This window comes from Streptomyces sp. NPDC126497 (genome assembly GCF_040302425.1).
Taxonomy (GTDB): Bacteria; Actinomycetota; Actinomycetes; order Streptomycetales; family Streptomycetaceae; genus Streptomyces.
In genome coordinates, this window is sequence record NZ_JBEORT010000208.1 from 1 (window position 1) to 2,885 (window position 2,885).

2 protein-coding genes are annotated in these 2,885 nt (G+C 76.1%); both read left to right on the forward strand.

The features are described from left to right. Positions 1 to 316 precede the first annotated feature (316 nt). Positions 317 to 1,597 carry a carboxylate--amine ligase gene (locus tag ABTY20_RS35050; RefSeq protein ID WP_352001182.1) on the forward strand — a complete coding sequence of 427 codons (1,281 nt, stop codon included), beginning with the start codon at positions 317 to 319 and terminating at the stop codon, positions 1,595 to 1,597. Positions 1,598 to 1,599: 2 nt separating this feature from the next. Next, positions 1,600 to 2,885 (forward strand): NAD(P)-binding domain-containing protein (locus tag ABTY20_RS35055; RefSeq protein WP_352001183.1); only part of this gene is annotated, 1,286 nt, incomplete at its 3' end.

The following is a 2,885-nucleotide window of genomic DNA, read 5'->3' on the forward strand; positions in this document are numbered from 1 at the left end:
CCCGGGGCCGGTACCGCCGGACGGGAGTCGTCGGCCGGCGCCGTCCCCGCCTCGGGGCCGGCCGCCAGGGCGGCGGACACGACGACCGCCACCGCCGCGCCCACGGCCGTTCCGCGGGACCGGACCCGCCTGTGCTGTGGGGCCATTGGCTGCTCCTCTTCTCATTCACGTCCGTCTTCTGCCCGAATTACCCACCTTTGACGAACAGTCATATGAATTCAGGCACAGGAGACACGACGGCGCCAATGCCACTGAGGCTTTCGAGTGCCGGGATCGCCCGTGCGGGTGAGCCCGCACCAGAGGAAAGTGAGAATGCGTGTCGCTGCTCGACACCCGTGTCCCCGCCGTGCTGCTGCGGACCGATCCGAATCCCTTTCACCACGGAACGCTGGGGGCCGTGCGGTCGCTCGGCAGGGCGGGGGTGGAGGTGCACCTCGTCGCCGATTCCACGGGAAGTCCCGTCCGTCGTTCGCGCTATGTCCACCGCATGCACGCCCCGCCGCCGCCGGGGGCGTCCGCGGAGCGGATCCTCGCCGTGCTGCGCCGGGTGGCCGGTGAGGTGGGGCGCCCGGCCGTGCTGGTCCCGCTGGACGACGCGACCGCGATCGCGGCGGGCCGGCTGCAAGGCGACCTCGCGCCCTCCTACCTGCTGCCCGGGGCGCCGGCCGCGCTGCCCGAACGCGTCGCCGACAAGGCGGAACTGGCCGCCGTGTGCGCCTCGGCGGACGTCCCGCACCCGCGCACGCTCGTCCCGGACAGCCCCCGGCGGGCCGCCGACGACGCCCGCCGGCTCGGGCTGCCGCTGGTCGCGAAGTGGAGCCGGCCCTGGCTGCTGCCGGCCGGCTGCGGACTGCGCAGCACCCAGCTGGTGCACTCCGCGCGGCAGGCCCGGGAGCTGCACGCGCGCACCGCGGAGGCGGGCAGCCCGCTGCTGCTCCAGGAGTACCTGCCGCCGGGCGAGGACCGGGACTGGTTCTTCCACGGCTACGCCGACCGCACGGGCGCCCTGCGCGCCGGCGGCCCGGGCCGCAAGCAGCTGTCCTGGCCGCGCGGCGCGGGACTGACCGCGGTGGGCCGCTGGACGCCCAACCCCGAGGTGCGGGCGCTCGCCGAACGGCTCACCGCCGCACTCGGCTACCGCGGCGTCCTCGACCTCGACTTCCGCCGCTGCGGCACGACCGGCCGCTACCACCTCCTCGACTTCAACCCGCGCCCCGGCGCCCAGTTCCGGCTGTTCGCGGACAGCGCGGGACTGGACGTCGTCCGCGCCCTGCACCTGGATCTGACCGGCCGTCCGCTGCCGGAGGGGGATCCGGTGGCCGGGCGGTCGTTCGTGGTGGAGAACTACGCGCCGTTCGCCGCGCTGCGCACGGCGCCCGGCGGACGCGAACTGGCCTGGTACGCCGGCGACGACCGCGGCCCCGGATGGGCGATGTGGGCCCTGTGGGCCCGCCATGTCTCCGGCCGGCTGCGGCAGCGGCTGGGCGTACGGGTCCCCGTACCGGCGCCGCGCCCGGCGCCCCGGGCGGCCGCCCCCTCCCCGGCCTCCCCGGCCTCTTCGAACTCCCCGTCCGACGACGAGAAAGCGAGCAGCTGATGATGTACGACCTCCTGGTGGTGGGCGCGGGTCCGTACGGTCTGTCGATCGCCTCCCACGCCGCGGCCGCCGGACTGGACCTGCGGGTGTTCGGCCGGCCCATGGCGTCCTGGCGGGACCACATGCCCGGCGGCATGTTCCTGAAGTCGGAACCGTGGGCGTCCAACCTCTCCGATCCGGGCGGGCGCTGGCGGCTGGACGCGTACTGCGCCGAGCAGGGGCTGACGGCGCGTCACGCGCATCCGATCCCGGTGGAGGCGTTCGCCTCGTACGGTCTGTGGTTCGCCCGCAACGCCGTGCCGGAGGTGGACGAGCGCACCGTCACCCGGGTGACGTCCGGCCCCGAGGGTTTCACGGCCCTCACCGAGGACGGGCAGGCGCTGCACGCGCGGACGGTGGCGCTGGCGGTCGGGGTGATGCCGTTCGTCGAGGTGCCGGCGGCCCTGCGCGGACTGCACCCCACGCTGGTGACGCACAGCAGCCACCACAGCGACCTGGGCCACTTCCAGGGCAAGGACGTCACGGTGATCGGCGGCGGTCAGGCGGCCCTGGAGACGGCGGCGCTCCTCGCCGAGCAGGGCACCCGGGTGCGGGTGGTGGCGCGGGCGGAGCGGCTGCGCTGGAACGACGTGCCGCCTCCCTGGGAGCGTCCGTGGTGGCAGTCGGTCCGCTCGCCGCACAGCGGTCTGGGTCCCGGCTGGCGGAACTGGTTCTACGCCGAGCGCCCCGGCCTGTACCGGTGGCTGCCGCAGGCGACCCGGTCGCGGATCGCGGCCACGGCGCTGGGTCCCGCGGGCGCGTGGTGGGTGCGGGACCGGGTGGAGCGTGCGGTGGACCTGCTGCCGGGCCGGGAGGTCACCGCGGCCGCCGCGGTGCCGGGCGGGCTGCGCCTCGACCTGGCCGGCCGGGACGGTTCCCGGCGTTCCCTGGAGACCGAGCACGTCATCGCCGCCACCGGGTTCAAGGCGCACCGTGACCGGCTCGGTCTGCTCTCCGCGGAGCTGCGCGGGTCGCTGGCGGTGCTGCCCGACGGCAGCCCGGCGCTCGGCCACGGTTTCGAGTCCTCGCGCCCCGGGCTGTTCCTGGCGGGCCTGGTGACCGCGTCCGGTTTCGGCCCGGCCATGCGCTTCGTGCACGGCGCGACGTTCACGGCGCCGACCCTGGTCCAGGGGGTGCGCCGGCGGTTGCGGTCGACCCCGGCGCGCGGGACCGTTCCCCTCCCGGGCGCCGGCAGCCGCCGCGGGGCGCCGGCGCCGGTGCGCGGCGGACGGGCGCCGACGACGCGTCC